This is a genomic window from Veillonella sp. 3_1_44, from assembly GCF_000163715.1.
GTDB classification, from domain to species: Bacteria; Bacillota; Negativicutes; order Veillonellales; family Veillonellaceae; genus Veillonella; species Veillonella parvula_A.
On sequence record NZ_GG770201.1, the window covers coordinates 333,874 to 357,720 of the forward strand.

20 protein-coding genes and 1 tRNA gene are annotated in these 23,847 nt (G+C 39.2%); 17 read left to right on the forward strand and 4 right to left on the reverse strand.

Features of this window, described 5'->3' with window-relative positions:
• Positions 1–54: 54 nt before the first annotated feature.
• The 8 genes from uraA to HMPREF0873_RS08165 all read left to right on the forward strand — a co-directional run bounded on the left by uraA (position 55) and on the right by HMPREF0873_RS08165 (position 7,888).
• Positions 55–1,338 (forward strand): uracil permease, encoded by a 1,284-nt coding sequence (gene uraA / locus HMPREF0873_RS08130; RefSeq protein WP_008715436.1) that lies wholly within the window; start codon positions 55–57, stop codon positions 1,336–1,338.
• Between the two features lie 197 nt (positions 1,339–1,535).
• Positions 1,536–2,000, forward strand: a complete 465-nt coding sequence (locus HMPREF0873_RS08135) for an NfeD family protein (protein WP_004693763.1) — start codon at positions 1,536–1,538, stop codon at positions 1,998–2,000.
• 36 nt (positions 2,001–2,036) lie between these two features.
• Positions 2,037–2,993 (forward strand): flotillin-like protein FloA, encoded by a 957-nt coding sequence (floA, locus tag HMPREF0873_RS08140; protein WP_004693762.1) that lies wholly within the window; start codon positions 2,037–2,039, stop codon positions 2,991–2,993.
• A gap of 8 nt (positions 2,994–3,001) precedes the next feature.
• Positions 3,002–3,658: a hypothetical protein gene (locus HMPREF0873_RS08145; RefSeq protein ID WP_008715438.1), complete on the forward strand. Its 657-nt coding sequence runs from the start codon at positions 3,002–3,004 to the stop codon at positions 3,656–3,658.
• Between the two features lie 253 nt (positions 3,659–3,911).
• Entirely contained in the window at positions 3,912–4,643 is a 732-nt protein-coding gene (locus HMPREF0873_RS08150; protein ID WP_008715440.1) for a sortase, read from the forward strand.
• 54 nt (positions 4,644–4,697) lie between these two features.
• Positions 4,698–5,636 carry a hypothetical protein gene (locus HMPREF0873_RS08155; RefSeq protein ID WP_021147757.1) on the forward strand — a complete coding sequence of 313 codons (939 nt, stop codon included), beginning with the start codon at positions 4,698–4,700 and terminating at the stop codon, positions 5,634–5,636.
• Between the two features lie 148 nt (positions 5,637–5,784).
• Entirely contained in the window at positions 5,785–6,378 is a 594-nt protein-coding gene (locus tag HMPREF0873_RS08160) for a DNA glycosylase (RefSeq protein ID WP_008602839.1), read from the forward strand.
• A 205-nt stretch (positions 6,379–6,583) separates the two neighbouring features.
• Positions 6,584–7,888 carry an MFS transporter gene (locus tag HMPREF0873_RS08165; protein ID WP_071985147.1) on the forward strand — a complete coding sequence of 435 codons (1,305 nt, stop codon included), beginning with the start codon at positions 6,584–6,586 and terminating at the stop codon, positions 7,886–7,888.
• A 77-nt stretch (positions 7,889–7,965) separates the two neighbouring features.
• Here the strand turns inward: HMPREF0873_RS08165 and pepT are convergent, their stop codons facing one another.
• Positions 7,966–9,189: a peptidase T gene (pepT, locus tag HMPREF0873_RS08170; protein WP_008715445.1), complete on the reverse strand. Its 1,224-nt coding sequence runs from the start codon at positions 9,187–9,189 to the stop codon at positions 7,966–7,968.
• Positions 9,190–9,438: 249 nt separating this feature from the next.
• Here pepT and HMPREF0873_RS08175 point away from each other — a divergent pair, with 249 nt between their 5' ends.
• The 3 genes from HMPREF0873_RS08175 to mmuM all read left to right on the forward strand — a co-directional run bounded on the left by HMPREF0873_RS08175 (position 9,439) and on the right by mmuM (position 13,615).
• Positions 9,439–11,376: an OPT family oligopeptide transporter gene (locus tag HMPREF0873_RS08175; RefSeq protein WP_004697976.1), complete on the forward strand. Its 1,938-nt coding sequence runs from the start codon at positions 9,439–9,441 to the stop codon at positions 11,374–11,376.
• 351 nt (positions 11,377–11,727) lie between these two features.
• Positions 11,728–12,513 carry a basic amino acid ABC transporter substrate-binding protein gene (locus tag HMPREF0873_RS08180; protein ID WP_038125788.1) on the forward strand — a complete coding sequence of 262 codons (786 nt, stop codon included), beginning with the start codon at positions 11,728–11,730 and terminating at the stop codon, positions 12,511–12,513.
• Between the two features lie 88 nt (positions 12,514–12,601).
• Positions 12,602–13,615 carry a homocysteine S-methyltransferase gene (gene mmuM, locus HMPREF0873_RS08185; protein WP_008715448.1) on the forward strand — a complete coding sequence of 338 codons (1,014 nt, stop codon included), beginning with the start codon at positions 12,602–12,604 and terminating at the stop codon, positions 13,613–13,615.
• 96 nt (positions 13,616–13,711) lie between these two features.
• On the opposite strand, the gene HMPREF0873_RS08190 is transcribed toward mmuM, so the two are convergent.
• From HMPREF0873_RS08190 to HMPREF0873_RS08200, 3 genes are all read right to left on the reverse strand, one after another.
• Positions 13,712–13,802 (reverse strand) — tRNA-Ser (locus tag HMPREF0873_RS08190).
• Between the two features lie 217 nt (positions 13,803–14,019).
• Complete coding sequence (locus HMPREF0873_RS08195) at positions 14,020–15,255, reverse strand: FprA family A-type flavoprotein (protein WP_008715449.1); 1,236 nt, start codon at positions 15,253–15,255, stop codon at positions 14,020–14,022.
• Between the two features lie 165 nt (positions 15,256–15,420).
• Positions 15,421–19,161: a phosphoribosylformylglycinamidine synthase gene (locus HMPREF0873_RS08200; protein ID WP_038125790.1), complete on the reverse strand. Its 3,741-nt coding sequence runs from the start codon at positions 19,159–19,161 to the stop codon at positions 15,421–15,423.
• Between the two features lie 267 nt (positions 19,162–19,428).
• Between HMPREF0873_RS08200 and HMPREF0873_RS08205 the strand changes: the two genes are divergently transcribed.
• From HMPREF0873_RS08205 to purC, 6 genes are all read left to right on the forward strand, one after another.
• A complete protein-coding gene (locus tag HMPREF0873_RS08205; protein ID WP_004693739.1) occupies positions 19,429–20,334 on the forward strand; it encodes a LysR family transcriptional regulator in 906 nt (301 codons plus the stop codon).
• A 254-nt stretch (positions 20,335–20,588) separates the two neighbouring features.
• The gene (locus tag HMPREF0873_RS08210; RefSeq protein WP_004693737.1) at positions 20,589–21,164 is read left to right on the forward strand and encodes a xanthine phosphoribosyltransferase; all 576 of its coding nucleotides are present in this window, start codon (positions 20,589–20,591) and stop codon (positions 21,162–21,164) included.
• Between the two features lie 27 nt (positions 21,165–21,191).
• Entirely contained in the window at positions 21,192–21,638 is a 447-nt protein-coding gene (locus tag HMPREF0873_RS08215; protein WP_008715453.1) for a hypothetical protein, read from the forward strand.
• Between the two features lie 11 nt (positions 21,639–21,649).
• Positions 21,650–22,090, forward strand: a complete 441-nt coding sequence (locus HMPREF0873_RS08220; protein WP_004693734.1) for a hypothetical protein — start codon at positions 21,650–21,652, stop codon at positions 22,088–22,090.
• 434 nt (positions 22,091–22,524) lie between these two features.
• Positions 22,525–23,016: a 5-(carboxyamino)imidazole ribonucleotide mutase gene (gene purE, locus HMPREF0873_RS08230; RefSeq protein WP_008715455.1), complete on the forward strand. Its 492-nt coding sequence runs from the start codon at positions 22,525–22,527 to the stop codon at positions 23,014–23,016.
• 102 nt (positions 23,017–23,118) lie between these two features.
• A complete protein-coding gene (gene purC / locus HMPREF0873_RS08235; RefSeq protein WP_008715457.1) occupies positions 23,119–23,847 on the forward strand; it encodes a phosphoribosylaminoimidazolesuccinocarboxamide synthase in 729 nt (242 codons plus the stop codon).

Sequence of the window (23,847 nt, forward strand, 5' to 3'; positions counted from 1 at the left end):
TAAGGACTGTACTATATGAACTTAGCATCGTTATATTGTGTGTGAGGAGAAACGATGAAAGATTATATTGATATTCAAGAACGCCCATCATGGGGCCGAATGTTACCACTTAGTTTTCAACATTTATTTGCCATGTTTGGCTCTACTGTATTGGTACCGTATTTATTAAAAGTAGACCCTGCAACAGCATTGTTTATGAATGGTATTGGTACATTATTATACTTATTCGTGTGTAAGGGTAAGATTCCAGCATATCTTGGCTCTAGCTTTGCCTTTATTGCGCCTGTAGCAGGTGTGTTATCTGCAGGTCTTGGCTATGAAGCGGCAAAAGGGGCCTTCGTTGTATTTGGTCTATCTTTTGTAATTTTATCTGTTCTCGTACGTTATATTGGTACGCGTTGGATTGATAAATTATTCCCACCAGCGGCAATGGGTGCTATCGTAGCTATTATCGGCTTAGAATTAGCGCCAGTAGCGATGAGTATGTCTGGCCTTATCGGTAATCAAGATTTAGGCATGAGCCATAGCCAAGCTGTTATTATCTCTATGTTTTCCTTAGTTGTTACCTTGCTTGGAACTGTTGTGTTCCGTGGTTTCTTAGCTGTTATTCCTGTTCTTATCGGTGTTGTCTCCGGTTATGTATTGTCTGCTGTGATGGGAGTTGTTGACTTCTCTGGTGTAGAAGCTGCTCCGTGGCTTTCATTGCCTCAGTTCTATGGCATGCCTGTATTTGATATCAATGCGATTATCATGATTATGCCGGCGCTCTTTGTAGTATTTGCAGAGCATGTTGGTCATTTAGTTGTTACTAGTAATATCGTCGCTAAAGACTTGATGAAAGAGCCTGGTCTACAAAGATCCTTGCTTGGTGATGGCCTTGCAAATATTCTTTCTGGTTTCTTTGGTGCTACACCAAATACGACGTATGGTGAAAATATCGGCGTACTTGCCATTACTCGTTGTTTTAGCGTATGGGTAATTGGTGGTGCTGCAGTTCTTGCGATGATTATATCCTTTGTTGGTAAAGTGGCAGCACTTATTCATGCTATCCCAGTACCTGTTATGGGTGGGGTTTCTATTCTCTTGTTCGGCATTATCGCAGCATCTGGGTTGCGTATGCTTGTAGAACGTAAGGTGGATTATACAAACCCTGTTAATATGATTCTTACATCCGTTATCCTTGTAGTAGGTCTTAGCGGTGCAGAACTTGCTGTTGGACCTGTAGTTTTAAAAGGAATGGGTCTTGCTACTGTAGTAGGTATGGCGATGAGCATTTGCTTATTGATCCTTCAAAAAACAGGCGTTGGCAACGACCAATTGAAAAAAACAGAAGTATAACTTTATACGACTTCGAGCTCTTTGCATAGAACCTTGAGATTAAAGTGAATTGACTTGTATTCAATATAATAAACGACTACTGAATCAGATTGTATCTGTGAAAGTAGTCGTTTTTGTTTAGTATCTTTATAATTTATCTTCAATATTGTATAATAAACATATAAGTTGTATAAAATTAATTTTAGAAAGGAGGGCCTATGGAGTTTTTAATATGGATGGCTATCGGTGTTTCTTTGATGGCTGTAGAACTCGTAGTACCAGGCGGTATTTTAGGTCTTATCGGTTATTGCGCATTCCTATGGGGCGTTTATGTAGCTCTTGGGGAAGGTACGGTAGCATTGTATGCCGTGCTAGGATTAACAGCCTTGTTAATTGTCATTATCATCGTGTTCTTTAATCACTTTGAAAAGACATGGATAGGCAAATTGTTTACCTTAGGGCAACGGTCTACGACAAAAGCCGGTTATGTATCTAATGATGTATTAGAAGATTTGGCTGGCAAGGAAGGTGTAGCTCATACAACACTACGCCCGGCAGGTATTGCTAAGATTAATGGTAATTTGGTAGATGTTGTAACCGAAGGTGACTTCATCGATGCCGGTTCACCTATTGTGGTCCTTCGAGTTGTAGGTGGCCGCAATATTGTTAGAAAGCGAGATTAAGCTTTCACAACATCGTTGTAAATTATGGAGGTTATTATGGATGTAGGTATTTTAATTTTGATTCCCATTCTGCTGATTGGTATTATGGTATTTTTATATGTTGTGCCATTAGGCCTTTGGGTATCTGCTTTAGCAGCGGGCGTTAATGTTGGTATTTTTACACTTGTAGGTATGCGCTTACGTCGCGTAAATCCGTCTCAAATTGTAATGCCGTTGATTAAAGCTAATAAAGCGGGGCTTGATGTGAATGTAAATCAGTTGGAAGCGCATTATCTTGCAGGTGGTGACGTTGACCGCGTTGTAGATGCTTTGATTGCCGCTGAACGGGCATCCATTCCATTGACCTTTGAACGTTCTGCAGCTATTGACCTTGCCGGTCGTGATGTATTGGAAGCGGTTCAAATGTCCGTTAATCCTAAAGTGATTGAAACTCCAATTATTTCTGCGGTAGCAAAAAATGGTATCGAATTGAAAGTTCGTGCTCGTGTTACTGTACGTGCGAATATCGATCGCCTCGTTGGTGGTGCTGGTGAAGCCACAATTATTGCCCGCGTAGGTGAGGGTATCGTAACGACTGTAGGTTCCTCTGAAGAACATACAGATGTATTGGAAAATCCAGATCACATCTCCCGTACGGTGTTGGGTAAAGGCCTTGATGCGGGTACTGCATTCGAAATCTTGTCCATCGATATCGCTGACGTAGATGTGGGACGTAACATCGGTGCTCAATTGCAAACTGACCAAGCGGAAGCAGATAAGAAAATTGCTCAAGCTCGTGCCGAAGAACGCCGTGCAATGGCGGTTGCGACAGAACAAGAAATGCGTGCTAAAACACAAGATATGCAAGCTAAGGTTGTGGAAGCACAAGCTGAAGTTCCTAAAGCATTGGCAGAAGCTTTCAGAAACGGTAATCTAGGTGTTATGGATTACTATAATATGAACAATATTATTGCAGACACTAAAATGCGTGAAAACTTAGCAGATGGTGAATAGGAGTAGCTATGGACTCTATTTTGTCTTCAGTGCTATCCATCTTTTCGCATAATCCAATCTTTGTTTTAGGTATCATCGCGTACATTGCTTTTTCCATTATAAAAAATAAGAATACTGAAGAGTCTGAAGAGTATGATGAGTATGAAAGCTCTGGTGGCGGAACTTGGGAAGATATGGAGCGCGAATATGGCATCTCCATAGAACGCAAGGTAGATGAACCGTCTATGGAAGATTTGTCTAAGGTTGATGACTTTTATCAGGACTCTTATGAAGATAAACCGATTGTCAATCAGCAACCAGAACCCCCATCGCAAACTATGGAGGACATACATTTCAATGAAGAGGCTGCAGCAGCTCAACGAGATATTGAAGCCTTATCAATGAAAAGTTCCAGTAGCACTCCAAGTTATACTACCAGTAAGACTCGCTTAGATAGAGAAGCTGTTACGGGGCCGACCTTAAGTGAAAGACTAGCTGAGTTTAAACGAGATAAAGCAGCTAAAGAGGGGCAAGTTCTTGTTGAAAATGTAGGCATTACAACTGCGCCTACTGCTCTAGCTGCGACTTCAACTCGCGGTCGTAAATCTAATCATGCTTTAAAAGAGGGCATGAAATGGTCCATTATTTTAAGTAAACCTAAAGCTCTTGAACGTAGATACCGCTAATGAAGCAATCTATTTATAAGCGTATAAACCAATTATGGTTTTATTGGAACATAAATAATAACGGATTGTGCACTGATGTGGTATAGCAACCATACTGTCACATATCATAATGTGGGTCATATAATTACATATTGAAAGAGGTTCCTATTGGTCACCTATGTGACTATTAGGAACCTCTTTTTTATTGTTTTTTCTTAGTGAAACTTTCACAATAATAGGGGAAAGGAGTTCGTTTATAAGGAAAGGTAAAATTATGTATCGTAATGTGCGTGTTATACCAAAACAGCTGTTGCAGCAATTATATATAGAGAAACAATGGAGCGTTCGCGATGTGGCGGATTATTTTCAATGTAGTGTTGATACTATCATGCGCCGTATGAAAGCGTACGATATCGAACGGAGGCCTCTGAAGAAAGAAATCAATATGGTTCATGTACAAGCTTTGTATGAGACCGGTAAGTGGTCGCTCCATTCATTAGCAAAGCGTTATGATGTGTCTATTACGACGATGGCGAATCGCTTGAAGGAATATGGATTGGTTTGTCAGCAATCAAATAAAAACGTCTCTATAGATGTAGTACGTATATGTAGGGCTTATAAAAGTGGAAATAGTACAGATGCCATTGCTCGTATGTATGGTATATCGCGATGGAAAGTTCACCATGTATTGCGGCATATGGGGAATTGCTTACTTCCTAAAGCGCGAAAGCCTATGCGCGTAGAGGAGATGGCTTATTTATATATTCATCATCACATGAGTACAGATGACATTGGATTGGCTTATGGGATACGTGGTTCTACAGTGGCAATGTATTTGCGAGAGCAAGGTATAGAAATAAGGGCAAATACTCTTGATCTAGACGAAAATAAGATTAAAAAACTCCGTGCACAAGGTTATGGAGTTGCAAAGATTGCACAGGTGATGGGATGCTCTACCTCTGCTGTGCGAAAGCGTCTAGCTATGAAAAAATATATCTCTCCTTGATGTAGTGTGGTAGATACTATATACTTAAATTTATACAATGATGGGAGGAATATTATGCTTGAAATTATATCTGCTTTAACACCGTTTTTATTACTGGGCTTAGTGGCTGCTGGCTTATCTCGCCTTTCTGGGGTAGCCTTATCAATGGTTGTAGTACCAACCTTATTGATTTGGGGTGCCACTGCGGTTGACGTAATCGCTTTTATGTTGCTCTTTGTGGTGTACAACAACTTCACTATGGAAACACAAGATATTCGTTTAGATTATAAAGATCTTGTCTTATTCCCTAAATGGCGCTTGTGCATTCCCTTCATTTTGAGTTTGGTAAGCGCGTTCTTTGTTCCTGCTGCAGGCATTGCTGTTTTTATGGCTTGCTTTGTTTTAGAGTTATTGGCTACTGTGTATAAACGCATTCCTGAAAATAAACGGCCTCGTTTACAGCGTGTAATAGTGGCATCGATTTTGAGTGCCGTTGTAACAGCTGTAGGCGCCTATATAGGTCCTAAAATTCCTAGTGAATTCTACTTTGTCTGTGTAGGCTTAGCCATTTTAATCGTTACGGACTTTGCATGGTATGCCGGCAAGCATAGAGATGCTTTTAGAAGCGCATGGGACAGCATTTGGGCTGGTTTTAACATATTCTTAGGCATGTTTGGCGTAGAAGCTTCATATTATCCAGCTGCACTTACGCGGTCTATCCCAAATCCAATGGATCGCATGTTGCCTATGGTTACTGTAGTAGGTGGCTATGCAGGCCTTATGGTAGTATTCGGCTTTTATAACATTTTTTCTATACCGTCTTTGATTACAGCTATTGGTGCTGCTATAGGGATACGCCTCTTTGGTATGTATGAATTTCCTCGGAATGGCAGTTTCTCTTATTTGGCAATCGGTTTTGCCGTGGCTGCTGTAATTTGCTTGTATCTCGTATCTCCGACACCAGTTGGTTTTGATCATATTAATACCTTGGTTTCTCAACCAATTGGCCAATAATAATAGATAATGTAAGTCTATTGATATATTTTAATAAGTTCTTTAGTTGCTTTCACCTATGAGCTAATTGGATTATAATGTGTGATATATCTCATATATTGTATTGAAAATTAAGTTCATATTAGAATCTGAAAGGAGTTGATGCTATATGGCAGAAACAATTGAAACAAGACCATTCCCTCCATTCTTACCAAAGAAGGCAACAGTCATGATGATGGGCACATTTCCTCCAGAACAATCAAAACGTGCTATGGAATTCCATTATCCAAATTTCCAAAATGATATGTGGCGTGTTTTTGGCCTCGTATTCTTTGATGAAAAGGATCATTTTAGAAATGGTGAGGAAAAAGCGATGGATCCTGAGAAGATTAAAGCCTTTTTGTCTGAAGCTGGAATTGCATCTTGTCCTACTGTTTTGAAAGCTATTCGCGAAAAAGGGAATGCATCTGATGCATTTCTTAAGGTCGTTGAACCAGTTCCACTTGCGGACGTACTGGAGCAAATCCCTGACTGTAAGCATATTGGTACAACAGGCGGCAAGGCTACGGAGATTTTATTGAGCCTTTTACCAGAAAAGGTTAAATTACCTAAAACTGGTGAAACAATTCCTTTTGTATTTAATGGTCGGGAATTGACATTGACACGTTTGCCATCTACATCACGTGCCTATCCGTTGAGCCTACCGAAAAAGGCTGAAGCGTACAAGAATTTCTTCAAAGCTTGTGGTCTAAAAACAAAATAAATATTTAAAGTAGCACCTTTAATAGTTGGCTTTGAGTCTTTTGGTCTCATCTGTCGCTATTGAAGGTGTTTTTATATCGTAAAAATATATGAGATATTAAAATGGAAAGTAATGCATATTTATTGTTAATATGTAGTTTGTTATAAATAAAATTGATGAGATATATAATATTTTAATTCTTGTTTTTTATAATGAGAGGTTTATAATTAACGGTTGTCGCAAACTGGTTGACAATAATTTAAAAAATGGAGTTGATAATATGGATAAGGCTAAGGATGCCTTATGGACAAAATCCTTTGTCCTTGATACTTTGATTAATTTCTTAGTATTTTTGATTTATTATTTATTAATCGTTATTATTGCGGTTGTAGCAAAAGATAATCTTCATGCTACGGCTAGTCAAGCGGGACTTGCTGTTGGTATATATATTATTGGTACCGTTGTAGCCCGTTTGTTGGCAGGGCGATTTATCAGTATTCTAGGGTGTCGCAAGATGCTTTATTTAGGGCTATTGATTTACTTGATTTCAACGGCTATGTATTTCTACACACCTAATTTACTAATGCTTGATAGTGTTCGTTTCTTAAATGGTTTTGCTTATGGTATTACATCTACTGCTACAAGTACTATCATTGCTGCTATTATTCCTACGTCACGCCGTGGGGAAGGGATTAACTATTATGGCTTATCTACCTCTCTCGCCGCTGCAGTAGGGCCATTCTTAGGTATCTTGATGCTTCATAGTCTTGGTTATGATTTTATCATCGCATTCTGTGTTGCACTTATCATCCTTTGCGGTATTGGCTCTGTCATCATGAAATTTAATGAACCTAAACTTGGTATCGAATCTGAAGCACATAAGGGCATTAGAATCTCGGACTACATTGAACCACGGATGAATTCAATCAGTCTTGTTTCCATTCTAGTCGGTTTTGCCTACTCTGGTGTTATTGGCTTTATGGCAGCCTACACAAAAGACCTAGATCTTATTATGGCGGGTACCTTCTTCTTTGTTGTATATGCTGTAGTTATTACTATAACAAGACCATTGCTTGGCATTGTGTTTGATATGAAAGGGGAAAACTTTGTTCTTTATCCTTGTTTTGTATCCTTAGCACTTGGTATTTTCTTATTATCCATCGCCCACTCTACATGGCTTGTGCTTTTATCGGCTGTGTTTGTTGGCCTTGGATATGGTACATTTATGTCCAACGGACAAGCTGTTACTGTTAAAATAGTACCTGTTCATCGTATTGGTGTTGCCACATCCACATACTTCATTGCCTTGGACATGGGGCTAGGCTTTGGCCCCTATATTTTAGGCGCTGTTAAAGAGGTTGTAGGTTATACTAGTATGTTCCATGTAACCGTTGTTGTGGCGCTTCTTGCACTAGTTGCTTATTATTTATTATATGGTCGTTATGTGGGGACTGAAAGAGATCTTTCTTTAAAAGCTCGCGCTGAAGAGGAAGAAATTAGAAATCGTAAGCGTAATAATAAGCTTGCGTAATATGTAAATTAAAAGGACTATATGAGCCTAGGCTCGTATAGTCCTTTTTGTTATCTACTACTGCTTTGCTAATGCTATTATTTTTCAATATTTACAATATTAACGATAACTTCAACAGCTTTTTTCATATCATCGATACATGCAAATTCATGACGGCCATGTAGGTTTTCTACACCTGTAAAAATATTTGGTGTAGGAATGCCCATGAAGGAGATTTTGGATCCATCTGTGCCACCGCGAATAGGATCACAAATAGGTGTAATCCCAGCTTTTTCCATAGCTGCTTTGGCTACATTTACACATTCCATATTATCTTTGATGACATCGTACATGTTGTAGTATTGGTCTTTTACAGATACTTCACATACTTCACGACCATATATTTCGTTCAATGTTTGACCTGCTTGTAAGAAGAATGCTTTTTTGGCTTCGAATAGTTCTTTGTCATGGTCGCGGATAATGTAGTTCATTTTACCGGTATCTACTTGTGTTTCCATGCTCATGAGCATAAAGAAACCTTGGCGCCCACAGGTGTACTCAGGAACAGCTGCTCCTGGCAATAAAGCGTCAAATTGCATAGCTAGTTTAGCACAGTTGATCATAATGCCCTTGGCTGTGCCGGTGTGAACAGAAACACCTTTTAGGGTAACGGTACCGCCAGCTGCATTAAAGGTTTCGTATTCAAGTTGGCCTAGACTTTCACCATCGATAGTGTAAGCATAGTCTACAGGAAATTGTTTAACATCGAAGTGGTCCGCACCAGTACCAATTTCTTCGTCTGGACCGAAAGCACACATGATTTTACCATGTTTGATTTCTGGATGAGCTACGAGGTAGGTGAGAGCTTCCATGATTTCACAGATTCCAGCCTTGTCGTCTCCACCGAGGAGTGTTAAACCGTCGGTTACAACTAAGGACTTTCCAATGTAATTTTTTAGATTTGGAAAGTCGGCACGTCGGGTGAAGATTTGGTGTTCTTCGTTGAGGCAAATATCACTACCATCATAGTTTTCTACGATACGAGGTTTAATATTTTCTGCATTATAATCAGCTGTATCCATATGGGCAATGAAGCCGATGGAAGGAGCTTTCTCATCAGTGTTAGAATGTAATGTGCCGATGACAAAACCATTTTCACGATTATAAATAACCTCATCTAAACCTATTGCCTTTAAATCGGGAACGAGCACATTCGTAGCAAAGTCTACTTGAGTTTGAGTACTAGGAATGGTTGTACTTTCCTCATTAGACCGTGTATTTATGCTCGTATAGTGTACAAAACGTTCGACCATTGATTCCATAATGAGCCTCCTCGTAAGTAAACATACGTGTTATACAGGGCAGTATACGATACCGTTACATAATAATAGAGATTCTTAATATACTTTCATTGTAGAACAGGGACGCCAAAAATGCAAAATAATTATTTATAGGGGGTGTGTTGTTTTATTCGCATAGTGCATAGAAAACCATTGAACCATGTGTAGTACCGTGTTAGTATAAAGGTGAATAGTTATACGTTTGTACTTTTTCTGTGAGGAGGTTTTACTATGTCGGACGAGGTTCGTTCCATTCCACCCATAGAACCGGTGTTAGATCCTAAGAAAGATTACGTAGAGATTAACTCATATGTAGTTTTCTGGGGCTTGTTCTATGCGGCAGTTTTCACACTGGCTGTTGGCTATTTATGTTTGAAAATCGGTCAAACAGTAGATGCCTTTGCACCAGTATCTGTACTTGCTATGGGTACAGCAGTTATTTTAAAGCGGCAAAATGCTTTTGCCGAAACGGTACACATTCAAGCTATCGCTAGTTCTAGTACGAATACGTTAGCTGGGGCTATGTTCTTCTTGCCAGCTCTTTACATCTGGAATGTAACAGATGTATCCTTTGTACAAATGGCGATTCCTATCATTCTTGGCGGCGTTTTAGGTGTTTTATTATGTGTTATGTTCCGTCGCTATTTCGTTGAGGAAATGCACTATGTGTATCCGTTCCCAAGTGGTCGTGCTGCGGCGGAAGTATTGATGAGTAATGAAGGTAGCAAAGCAAAACTTATGCTTGGCTCTGGTTTAATTGCTCTTGTGTATGACTTTATTCTTAATAGTTTGGGGTGGTGGCAAGAGGTTATTCGCACTGCTACCTTTAAGTGGGGGGCAGCCCTTGCAGATCAAACTAAGCTAACCGCAGCGGTAGATACTGATGCAGCATTGCTTGGCCTTGGTTATTTCACGGGCCTTCGCTATGCGGCTATCATTGCAGCCGGTTCCTTCTTCTCTTGGTTTGTATGTATTCCAATTGTGTACTATTTAGCGCCTGAACATATCATGCAAATTGGTGGCCATGCAGTTCCATTAGGGGAGGCCCCAATTCGTAAAGTATTCCTTGATTATGTTCGTCATATTGGTATCGGCATGCTCGCTATGGCAGGCATCATCGGTCTAATTACAATGTCTAAAGTGGTAGCAAATGTTGTTAAAAATGCCGTGCTTGACATCTTTAGTTCTAAAACTGTAGATGTTAATTTGCTTCGTACACAACGTGACGTACCTACATCTTGGATTGGTGCTGGCATCTTGTTATGTACAGTTTTATTTGCAGCATATTTCCATTTTATGTATGCTGAAAGCTTCGGACAAACAATTGTAGCGTTCTTAATTGTTCTTATTATGTCCTTCCTATTGTCTGTAGTGGGGATTAGCTCCATCGCTTATACAGGTACAGAACCAGTTTCAGGTATGACAATCTTTATGATTATCATCTCCGCTGTATGCTTAACCGCAGCAGGCATGACTGGTAAGGTCGGTATGATTGCAGTCCTCATGATGGCATCCTTTATTGGTACTACTATTGGGATGGCTGGTAACTTCATGTCTGAGCTTAAGGTGGCACATATGACAGGTGCTACACCTAAGAAAATGGAACAATGGCAAATCGTTGGTACTATTCTTTGTGCCGTACTTTCTGTAGGTGTTATGATTCTTTTGAACGATGCTTATGGATTTGTAGGAGATCACGCATTAAATGCACCTCAAGCAAACGCTATGGCTGCCATCATTGAGCCAATGATGACTGGTGGTAGTGCTCAATGGCCTCTATATATGGCTGGCGCATTATTTGCAATCATCTTGTGGATGGTAAGAGTTCCACCGTTGGCATTTGCCTTGGGCACATACTTGCCAATGGAAATCAACACACCATTACTTATCGGAGGTTTGATTGCGTATCTTGTACAAAATAGTACAAAAGATAAAGAATTGGCAGATCTTCGCTTCTCCAAAGGTAGTACAATTGCCTCTGGTCTCGTAGCTGGTGGTGCTATTGGCTCCTTGTTCAGTGCGGTGCTTCGCATTGCAGGTGTTGATGTATTTGCTCAAGCTTGGGTAGAAACACCTGAAGCGACATACCTCAGTATCGTAATGTATTTATTACTCTGTACGTTCTTGTACAAGGTAGCTATGTATATAAAAGCTAAACATGCTAAATAAATTACATACTATATATCCTAAATGAATTGAATAGCTTATTTATTCTATAAATAACCAGGAATCCTCCATTTTGGAGATGACCGCCTTTATCAAGTTTCATCTATGCTTGGTAAAGGCGGTCTTTTTATATACTTAGGAATGTTATTTTCGATATAGCTAAAAACTATATCAATTCAATACCTATTGGTATAGTTGGATTTATTGACCCGTACTATATCGAATGTTATCATAAAACTATAATACCTTTAGAGGTATTATTTTTATTATGCTCATAAGTGTAAGTATAGATATATTAGTTGATTAAGAAGAACTCTGTTTCTAGATAGAACAGAGAGAAGTAAGGATAATAATATGAAATTTAAGAAAATAGCAGCTTTATTAGGGGCTTTCACCATTGCTAGTAGTTTATTAATCGCAGGCTGTGGTAATGCAGGTAATAGTCAGAAGGCATGGCGCGTAGGTACTGATGCGACCTATGCACCATTTGGTTTTAAAGATAAAGATAGTGGTAAATTAGCTGGATTTGATATTGATATTATCAATGCGATTGCAAACGAAGAGGGCATAGAAGCAGATATTCAAAATCTAAACTTTGATGCGCTTTTACCAGCATTACAAAGTAACACCATCGACATCGCTATTTCGGATATGACTATTTCTGAAGAACGAGCAAAATCCGTTGATTTTAGTAAACCGTACTATATTGCAGGTAATGGTCTCGTTGTGAACATTGATAACACCAATATTAATAGCTTTAAGGATCTAGAAGGTAAACGCATTGGTGTATCCATCGGCTCTACTGGTGCAGAGATTGCTAGCAAGATTCCCAATGCTGATGTACGTCAGTTTAATATCATTGTCGATGCGTTCTTAGAATTGCAAAATAAAGGCGTCGATGTAGTTATCAATGATACACCAGTAAACGAATATTATGTTAATGGTAAGGGCAAAGGTATCGCAAAGGTTACTGGAGAGGACTATGATGCGGCACCACTAGGTATTGCTGTGAAAAAAGGTAATACAGAGTTGCTTAACAAAATCAATGATGGTTTGGCTAAGATCAAAGCAAACGGTAAATACGCAGAAATTTATAAAAAATGGTTTGGTAAGGAGCCTCCAGCAGAAGTATTAAAATAGTTTGTAGATAGTACCAGAATGTATTATTTGATATAATATGCTAGGTAATCCTCGTGTTATAAGAGGTATGTATAGAATGGGTGATATGATGGCTAAACGAAGTGCATTTTTAGATATTATTAAGGAAAAGGGCGCCCTCGTCTTAGATGGGGCTTTAGGGACTGAATTAGAGCGTTATGGCTGTGATATTCAACATAAGTTGTGGTCTGCTAAGGTTCTCATGGATCAGCCAGATATCATTAAGAAAATACATATTTCTTATTTAGCTGCGGGTGCCGATATCATTCAAAGCTCTGGCTATCAAGCGACAGTAGCAGGCTTTAAAGGTTTAGGTTATGGAACGGAAGAAGCGATAGAGCTCGTTAAACTATCTGTTCGTTTAGCCGTGCAAGCTCGTAATGAGTTTTTAGAAGCAAAGGCGAGTGGGGCACTTACATTGCGTGGAATTACGCTTGGTGAAGAGACTCCTAAGGGAATTAGATATTTTTCTGAAGGTGCGTTACCTAAACCGTTGGTGGCAGCTTCTGTAGGTCCTTATGGCGCTTTCTTGGCGGATGGTTCTGAATACCGTGGGTATCCTGATGTACAAACAGAATATCTAGAGGTATTCCATATTCCTCGATTAGCGTTATTCTGTGAAGAAAATCCAGATATATTATCCTTTGAAACCATACCGTCTTATGCTGAAGCGATCGCTATTGCGAGAGCTATGTCTGATCCGTTTACATCCAAAGGTATTCCTGCATGGATTGCTTTTTCCTGTAAAGATGGGCACCATGTTTCTAGTGGTGAAACCATTATTAAATGTGCACAAATGATCGATAAGGTACATCCTATTACGGGGATTGGCATTAATTGTAGTAAACCGGAATATGTAGAATCCTTGATAAAAGATATCCGTACCGTTACAGATAAACCGATTGCTGTATATCCTAATCTTGGTGAAAGCTATGATAGTAAAACTAAAACTTGGTATGGCGATGCTGCATCATTTGTAGACTACGTTGAGGTATGGCGAAAAGCTGGAGCTGAAATCATTGGTGGCTGTTGTAGAACAACACCTGAAATTATCGGTGATATTGCAAAGAAAATTCACAACTAATATATTGTGATATACAAAAAGCTATTCGAGTATAATTCGAATAGCTTTTTCTTTATATGCAAATAAAAAAGCAGTGCGAAAGCACTGCTTTTACTATGGCGGAGAGACAGGGATTTGAACCCTGGGTACGGGATAACCGCACACATGATTTCCAATCATGCTCCTTCAGCCGCTCGGACACCTCTCCATGTATTCTGTTGTGTAACAGGTACTTGTATAGTATATGAAAAAGTTAGATTTATGTCAAGCAAAAAAATAGTAGAATTATTGCATATTTACAAGGCTTTTAAAATATAGTATTTGATTTCAATAAATGGATATAAATCAAAAAACATAGCCTGGTTTTAGGCGTATAAAATCTGGTATATAAAAAGAAAAAGCCGCCTAAATAGGCGGCTCTTGTATTAGAATACGTCTTTAATTTCAGCAGCTTCAATGGACGCTTTTATATCGTCTGCCATTTTTTCAAATAATGGAAGATCTTCTTCTTTCAAAGAGGATTTGATATCTAGTGGTTCGGAAACGATTTCAATGTCTTTGAAGTCATTTTCGAAATGGGAAACCATTGTTTTCATAGCAGCAGAAGCCCAAGAGTGGTTACCGATGATGGATACCTTATGGTTTTGGAAGTTAAGGGCTTTTAATTCATGGATAAAGTTTTCCATAGTAAGGTATAGATTCAAGTTATATGTAGGTGCGATAGTTACCAAGTTAGTATATTTCCAAGCATCGGAAATGATGTAGGAAGCATTAGTTTTGGAAACATCGTAAATTCTGATATCTGTAACGCCACGTTTAGATAGTTGTTTAGCCAATTGTTGAGCAATAGCACGAGTATTGCCGTACATGGAACCAAAAGCGATAACAACACCTTTTTTCTCAGCTGTATAGCTGGACCAATGTAAGTATTTGTGCGTGATATATTGGATAGATTCAGGGGTGCGCCAGATTGGACCATGAAGTGGAGCAATCCGTTTGATATCAAGGCTAGAAATTTTGCGAAGCGCATTTTGTACTTGTGGTCCGTATTTACCAACGATATTTGTATAGTAACGGCGAGCTTCCTCTTCGTATGTAGCTACGAAATCGGTTTGATCAGCAAAGATATTACCATTAACTGTACCGAATGTACCAAAAGCATCTGCAGAGAACAATGTGCCTGTAGATTTTTCGTATGTACAAGTTACTTCAGGCCAGTGAACCATAGGCATAGTGTAAGAAACTAAAGTATGTTTACCTAAACAGATTTCATCGCCTTCTTTAATTTGATGGTATTGTTCTGGTTTTGGAGTGTTATAGAATTGCTCAAACATGCGGAATGTTGTAGCATTACCTACCATTTTACAATTTGGATACCGTTCCAATGTTTCCAATAATGTTTGGCAATGATCAGGTTCCATATGGTTTACGACGATGTAATCAAGTTCACGACCATTTAAGAGGTGAGTCAAGTTGTCGAAGTACTCTTCACGAATTTCAGCATCTACAGAGTCTACCACACAAGTTTTTTCATCGTCGATGAAATAGCTGTTATAGCTAACACCATTTGGAATAGGAAATAAGTTTTCGAAACGTTCTGTTGTCCAGTCATTACTACCAATCCAGTAGATATTATGAGTCATTTTCTGAGCACAATGCATAATAAAATCCTTTCTTAACCCACACTAGGTATGTATAGCTTTACATGAGAACTCATGTCTGTAAATATAGTATCAATTTATAATACTAATATTTTCGAAAAAAATCAATATTGAAAAAGCCTACTTGAAGAAGTAGGCTTTCACATGAAAGTTCATAGTGACCAATTATTTGAAGTATTTTACACCAGATGTAAAGATTGGCATTTCTAGTTGGCCAGGAATATTTTTGCTAATGCCTGCACCACAGCGTTCGGAGTGTGCCATTTTGCCAAATACGCGACCATCAGGGCTATAAATACCTTCGATAGCAGCTACAGACTGGTTAGGATTGAAGCGACTATCCATGGAGGCGATACCATCAAAGTCTACATATTGTGTAGCGATTTGGCCAGTTTTATTGAACTCTAACACTTGTTGAGGAGACGCTATAAAGCGACCTTCGCCGTGAGAAATTGGTACCGTGTAAATTTCTCCAGCTTTAGCATCACTCATCCAAGGGGACTTTGTGGAAATAACTTTCGTATTAACCATGCGAGATAAGTGACGACCAATCGTGTTGTATGTCAATGTAGGATGATCTGCAGTTAACGTTTCAATATGTCCACCAGGTAATAAGCCTAACTTGATGAGCGCTTGGAAGCCGTTACAAATACCTAATACAAGGCCATCTTGTTTGTACAAGAGGTTTTCTAAACCTTCTGCAAGGTATGGGTTGCGGAAGAGGGTGGCTATGAATTTACCAGAACCATCTGGCTCATCACCGGCACTGAAACCTCCTGGGAACATAAGAATTTGAGACTCTGCTAATTTAGCTTTGATTACGTCGATAGATTCTTTTAATTGTTCTGGAGTTTGGTTGCGGATAAGCACGATATCTGTTTCTGCACCAGCCCGTTCAAAGGCGCGAGCAGAGTCAAATTCACAGTTTGTGCCAGGGAATACTGGAATAAGAACTTTTGGTTTGGCACCTAGGGAGGCGCTGCGAGGTTTAGCGTGTTGATCATGAATGTAAGCGACTGCTTCACCAAAGCTGTTTGGTGCATGCATAGGGAAAATATCGTTTAGAGGTGCTTCATAAGCAGCTTGTATTTCTTTGAGAGAAACAGATTGTCCTTCCCATTCGATAACAGGTGTGGCTTGGGTTACGCCGATAACTTTCACATCAGGTAATTCTAAAAGATAATTAACAGCCGTAATATCTACTTCAACGATGAAGGAACCAAGGGCTGGTTGGAAGATACCACGTTCAGCGTATTTATCGAATTTAACACCGATATTGTTGCCAAGGGCCATTTTTGTGACTGCTTCAGGAATGCCGCCTTGATCAACTACATAGGCAGAGTAAACGCGACCTTTTTCAATTTGTTCTTGTAGTGTATCGCAGTTTTCTTTGAATCGATCCCAATCAGGGGTGTCATCGTATGTACGAGGTACATCGAAGAATACGAGGCGGTGATCCACGCCTTTAAGGTCTTGGCTTACAATATTATCTACATGAGCTGTACCAACCGCAAAGGATACGAGGGTAGGGGGAACGGTAAGATCCATAAATGTACCGCTCATAGAGTCCTTGCCGCCGATAGCACCGATTTCAAGTTCTTTCTGTGCTTTATAAGCACCAAGTAAAGCTGCTACTGGCTTACCCCAAGATTCTTTAGAGTTGAGGCGTTCAAAATATTCTTGTAATGTTAAGTATGCGTCTTCTCGGCGACCGCCAAGAGCTACTAATTTTGCTACAGATAAAAGTACTGCATATTGCGCACCATGATAAGGGCTCCATGCAGATAACTCAGGCACAAAACCATGAGTCATAATACTAGCCGTTGTAGTTTCACCGTTTAGAACCGGTAATTTAGCAACCATGCCTTGGGTAGGCGTTTTTTGGAATTTGCCACCGAATGGCATGAGGACTGTATTGGCGCCCACAGTGCTGTCAAAGCGTTCTGCTAAGCCTTGTTGGGATGCTGCATTTAAATCGGATACGGCTGCGAGCCATTTTTCCTTGAAGTTATCTGCACTAGCTGAACCACGTAAGAAGTAGGATCGATCTGTAGGAGCTTTTACGATAGCTTCTTGTTGTTGATTGGCACCATTTGTATTTAAAAAGTCGCGGCTAATATCTACAATTGCTTCGCCATTCCAGTTCATAACAAGGCGATTTGTATCAGTTACCTCTGCCACAACTGTACACTCCAAGTTTTCTTCGTCGCAGTATGCTTTGAATGCCTCTACATCAGAAGCATCGATGACACAGGCCATGCGCTCTTGGGATTCAGAGATGGCTAACTCTGTACCATCGAGGCCAGCATATTTTTTAGGGACTAAGTCGAGATTGATTGATACACCATCAGTTAGTTCACCGATAGCGACAGATACACCACCTGCACCGAAGTCATTACAACGTTTGATAAGTGTCGTTACTTCGCCACGACGGAATAAACGTTGGATTTTGCGCTCTGTAAGAGCATTGCCTTTTTGGACTTCTGCACCGCATGTGGATAGAGATTCAACGGTATGTTCTTTAGAGGAACCTGTAGCGCCACCACAGCCATCACGGCCAGTTTTACCACCTAGCAATACTACCACATCGCCTGCAACTGGTACCTCACGGCGAACTTGGTTGCGAGGTGCAGCACCGATAACTGCGCCGATTTCCATGCGCTTTGCTACGTAGCCAGGATGGTAATATTCTTTTACTTCACCTGTAGCAAGGCCGATTTGGTTGCCGTAAGAGGAGTAACCACGAGCTGCTTCTTGGGTAATCTTTCTTTGTGGTAATTTGCCTTCCAATGTATCTTCAAGTCTTGTATGTGGATCGCCAGAGCCTGTGATGCGCATAGCTTGGTATACATAGGCGCGACCGCTCAATGGGTCGCGAATGCAACCACCTAAGCAGGTAGCTGCGCCACCAAATGGCTCGATTTCAGTAGGGTGGTTATGGGTTTCGTTTTTGAATAGTAACAACCATTCTTCAGTCTTGCCATTTACATCGACAGGGACGATGATTGTACATGCATTGATTTCATCAGATTCATCGAGATTTGTAAGTCCTCCAGCGTGGCGCAATTCTTTTACAGCCAATGTAGCCATGTCCATGAGGGAGCGAGCTTTTTTCTTAGTCGTGTAGAGCTCAGCACGGCCTTCCATATATTCTTCGAGGGCTTCCTTTATAGAGCCTGTAAAGCGACTGTCTTCAATAGTGATATCCGTCAATTCTGTCATAAAGGTAGTGTGACGGCAGTGGTCAGACCAATATGTATCAAAGAGGCGAATTTCTGTAATCGTAGGATCGCGGTGCTCCACCTCTGCGTATTGTTGTCTAATCATTTGAAGGTCTGCCAATGTCATAGCAAGGCTATAGTTCTTGATGAGAGCTTCTAAATCATCATCGCTCATCGTAGTAAATCCATCGATTGTTGCCACCGGTTTTGGATCTTCTAAATCGAGAGCTAAGGTGTTTGGCACGTCAAGGCTCGCTTCGCGGGAATCAACAGGGTTAATGTAGTAGGCCTTGATGGTATTTTCTTGTTCTTTTGTAAAGGTGCCTTCGATAGCATATACGCGAGCACAACGCACGATGTGGCCGGATGTGAGGGTGAGCATAGAAATACATTGCTCTGCACTATCAGCACGTTGATCGTATTGACCTGGCACATATTCAACAGCAAATACAAAGCCTTGTACATTTGGAATTTTTTCTAATACAGTATCTACAGGAGGTTCAGAAAAAATTAAATTTTTAGCAGACTCTAGATCTTTTGCATCTAAATTTTCGATGTCGTATCGCTCATAGATAGTCACAGCTGTAGCAGGCATAGATAATTCCTGTTGTAAGGTTTGTAACATGCGTTGCGCTTCTAGGTTGAAAGATTCTCGTTTTGTTACGAATAATCGTTGTATAGCCATTGTAGCCTCCTGTAATGTATATAATTCCCTATGGGATATTGACAAATTAAGTATAGTCGGTCTAGACTTATAAGTAAAGATAATCTTACTAATGAAAAGATTAGAAATACTAATAAATATGAAAAGTTCATGAAGGTCATAAGACCTAACTTTCATGAAGATTTCTACATATTCATTATATATTGAGAGTCTATAGTTATAATAGGGTAATGATATGTGTATTTAAAAGTAAGACGTTACTATTAGTATATAACAGAGGTGAATAAAATGGCAGTATCTGCAGATTTATATAGAACCTTTCTAGGGGTAGGCTTATATTTATCTTTTTCCCGTGCCGCAAAAGAATTAGGCGTGTCCCAATCCGCCATCAGTCAAAGTATTAAACAATTAGAAGGAGAACTTAATATGCCTCTCTTCGTGCGTACTACAAAATCTGTAGGGTTCACGCCAGAAGGTAAAGAATTGTTTGATACGGTAGCTAAAGCTTTCTCTATTCTTGATAATGGTGTTACCCAATTACAAGAACGGGTTAGCCAAGCTTATGAAAGTTTAAATTTGGCTGCCACAGATACTTTGTGTCGCCATTTCCTATTGCCTTATTTCCACAAATGGCAATTACAAGAAAGTGAAATTGGCTTACATATTATCAATCGTCCGTCTCCTGATTGTGTAGAATTAGTACTCAATAAAGAGGCGCAATTAGCTGTGGTTAATGATTATGAGGGCTTGAGAGATAATCCTCAGCTAGAGGTAACTACGTTAGCTACCATTCAAGACGTCTTTGTTGGGGGCCCTGACTATAAAGGGGCAGGATTCTTTGATCAAGGGCGCCTTCTTAACGAGCCTATTTTACTCTTGCATAAAGGCTCTGCTAGTCGTACATTCTTTGACGATGTAACACATGGTGCTTGTCGTAAGCCTCGCTTTGAATTGGGTAGCGTCGATGTATTACTAGATCTTGTAGAAATCAATATGGGTATTTCCATGTTGCCTAATCATGTGGTACAACAAAAAATGCAAGAAGGGACTATTGTGCGCATCGATACAGATATTCCGGTACCAACACGCGACATTGTGCTTGTGCGTTCACGTTTGGTTCCTCAATCTGAAGGGGCTGCAAGATTTACGTCCTTACTAGTTAATCGTGAAAGTACTCGAGATAAAGTTTTATAAGAAAAAGACATGTTTAAAGACATACTTTAGGAAACTTTCTTAAAGTGTGTCTTTTTATATATTAGTGTGAGTTTTACCGTGCTATATTATATTCCTATAAAGCAGTTGAGTTATATAATTCATATATGAAATATTTAAGTCTTATTTGCAATGATATTTATGGGTTATATTATAAGACTTTTACTAGATATAGGTTGACCCTAAGGGGTTGTTTACGTTAAAATTTAAAGATAGTTATGCGGAGGTATGAGCACATGGAATTATTAAAAGAACGCATTCGTGAAGAGGGGATTGTCCTCAATAATCGAGTGCTGAAAGTAGATGGGTTCTTAAACCATCAAATCGATCCACAATTGTTTAAGGCGATTGGTAAAGAAATCGCGGATCGTTACCGTGATGCAGGTGTACAACGTATTGTTACCATCGAAGCATCTGGTATTGCGTTGGCGTTGATGGCCGCGCTTGAACTAGACGTGCCATTGGTATTTGCGCGTAAGAAAAAATCCATCCTTATGGTAGATGATGTATATCATAGTGTTGTGTACTCTTATACAAAAGAAGAGAATTATGATATCACTATTTCTAAAAAATTTTTACCAGCTGGCGAAAAAGTGTTGATTATCGACGATTTCTTGGCGTCTGGTGAGGCGGCTATGGGCCTTGCTAAGTTGGTTCAAGACGCAGGTGATGAAGTAGTAGGCATGGCGATTGCTATTGAAAAGTCCTTCCAACCTGGTCGTGAACGCTTGGAAAATGCGGGCTACCGTGTAGAGTCTTTAGTTCGCATTAAAGAATTCAAAGATAATGGTTGTGTGTTTATCGAAGACTAATTAGTCTGATTATTGTTAGAGGGAATTATGAATAAAAAAGCAGAAAAATTCGACTTACTCGTTGCTGACCTTAATAAAGGCGGTAACACTTGGTTTACAAAGGAAGAAATGACAGACGATCTTAACACAGTTGTATATCATGGTCGTTTGGATGTTCATGAGCATAGCTTGCCTGTGTTCATCGTTGTAGACGATTCTGCGTTCACCTATGTACGCATCGCTATCACAACAACATCTATTGATGAAAAAGTGATTCCTGCCGTGTTGAAAGAGCTTAACACGTTAAATCAAGATTATAAAGTGTCAAAATATTATGTGAGCGTTGAAGACAATAATATTTATATGGATGTGTCTATGCCATGTTTAAATGAACAATTTGATCCTACTGTAGTAGTAAATCTTTTGCTCGAAGTAATTCAACCGCATTTAGATGCTGTACATAAAGATATTCTTAAAGTAGCTGGTTTAGCTTAATAGAGGTTGTTATGAATCCTAAATCCTTATTATTTGATAAGTTCTTGAAAGAAGAAGAAATCATATCTTTTGAACGGAAGGATTTTGATGATGAAGATGGTACAGTAGTATATCGTTCTTATATCAAGTCTCCTTTATGGGATATGCCTTTATTCGTCATTCTCGATAACAGTATTTATAGTGTAGTTCGTTTAGTGTTAGGACCTGAAAAGGTAACAGCACAAAATATGAATGCTTTGAATGCATTAATTAATCGTGACAATGCGACATATAAAAATTATAAACTATATATTGATGAACAAGATTCTAGCCTATACTTGGATTGCGTATATATGTGTGGTGATGATGCGTTCGAGCCTGCATTGATGTATGCGTTGATGTCTTCTATCGTAGATTATATTCCAGAATCTGTAGGTGAATTGAAAGCTGCCTTTGAAAGTGGTACTCACTAATCAATAATAGATACAAGTTAAGTGATCTAATGTTCGGAATTATGAAAAGAGGATAACCTGTTTATAAATGGGTTATCCTCTTTTTTATATGGATAAGCAAAACCATACAAATATTATGATTGATAGAATAAATTTATGCTGTTATAAGATTGCAAAGACAGTATTCTATTTTGCAGATTTATTTAAGCTTAATTTATATGATGCAATCTACCTTTTTATAATAGTTCGGAATATAACGAATAATAAAAATATTTAATAAAAAAATATTCGAAAATTGTATTGCTTTTGTAAATGTTAGGTGTTACAATTTGAGTACAAGAAGGAGGTAGCGCCGTGAACTATGCAAATCAACACATTCAAAGCAAGTCTACGGAGGCTACTTGTGCGCATTTGTCCCAGTCTGTTTCGGCTGGGCTTTTTTATTAGGAGGATCTATGAAGGTCGGTATTATCATGGGCAGCAAGTCTGACCTAGACACAATGAAAAAAGCATCTGCCGTACTTGATGAATTTAACATTCCCTATGAAATGGTTATTGCCTCAGCTCATCGTACCCCAGAGGCTGTAAAGAATTTTGTTACACGACTTGAAGATGAAGGGGCTATTGCTTTTATTGCTGGTGCAGGCGCAGCGGCTCACCTACCTGGTGTGGTGGCGAGCTTCACTACACTACCTGTTATCGGCATCCCACTTAATGCAACCGCATTAAAAGGTATTGATTCTCTACTTGCTATTGTACAAATGCCATCTGGCATGCCTGTAGCAACTATGGCTGTAGATGGTGCTAAAAATGCAGCGCTCTTTGCAGTACAAATTGGAGCAGCTTTCAATAAAGACCTGAAAGAACAATATCAACAATATCGTAAAGATATGGCTGAAAAAGTCTTAGCAGACAATGCAGAATTACAAGGTGCTATTCATATTTAATCATATAAATCATCGGCGATTAAATATTGGTTAAGAAAAACAGTTTATTTAGATATCTATTACATAGTTTGTATCATTAATTTATGATAAAGGAGAAAGATCATGGCTAACATCGATTTGGAAAAATTAACATTATTGTACGAAGGCAAAGCAAAACAAGTATATGCAACAGATAACAAAGATGAGTACATCGTTCATTACAAAGATGATGCCACTGCATTTAATGGTGAAAAACATGACACCATCCTTGGTAAAGGCGTGTTGAATAACAAAATTTCCTCTTTCTTCTTTGAATTGTTGAAAAAAGAAGGCGTACCAACTCATTTCGTTCGTCGTGAAGATGATCGCAACCAAACAGTACTTACATTGAAAATAGTTCCTCTTGAAGTTATCGTTCGTAATATTGCGGCTGGCTCTATGGCTAAACGCTTTGGCATTGAAGAAGGTACACCACTTAAACATCCAATTCTTGAATTCTGCTATAAAAACGATGAACTAGGCGATCCATTTGCCAATGAATCCCAAATCACAGCACTTGGTTGGGCTACTCAAGAGCAACTTGATGTAATTTCTACAATTACTTTAAAGGTAAATGATATATTGAAGAAATTTTTGGCTACTAAAAATGTGACCCTTGTAGATTTCAAGGTAGAATTTGGTACCCATAATGGTGAAGTTTTATTGGGTGATGAAATTTCTCCTGATACATGCCGTTTCTGGGATGCTACAACTGGTGAAAAACTCGACAAAGACCGTTTCCGTCGAGATCTTGGTAATATTGAAGAAGCATATAAGGAAATGTTATTCCGTCTTACAGGTGAGCGTGCCTAA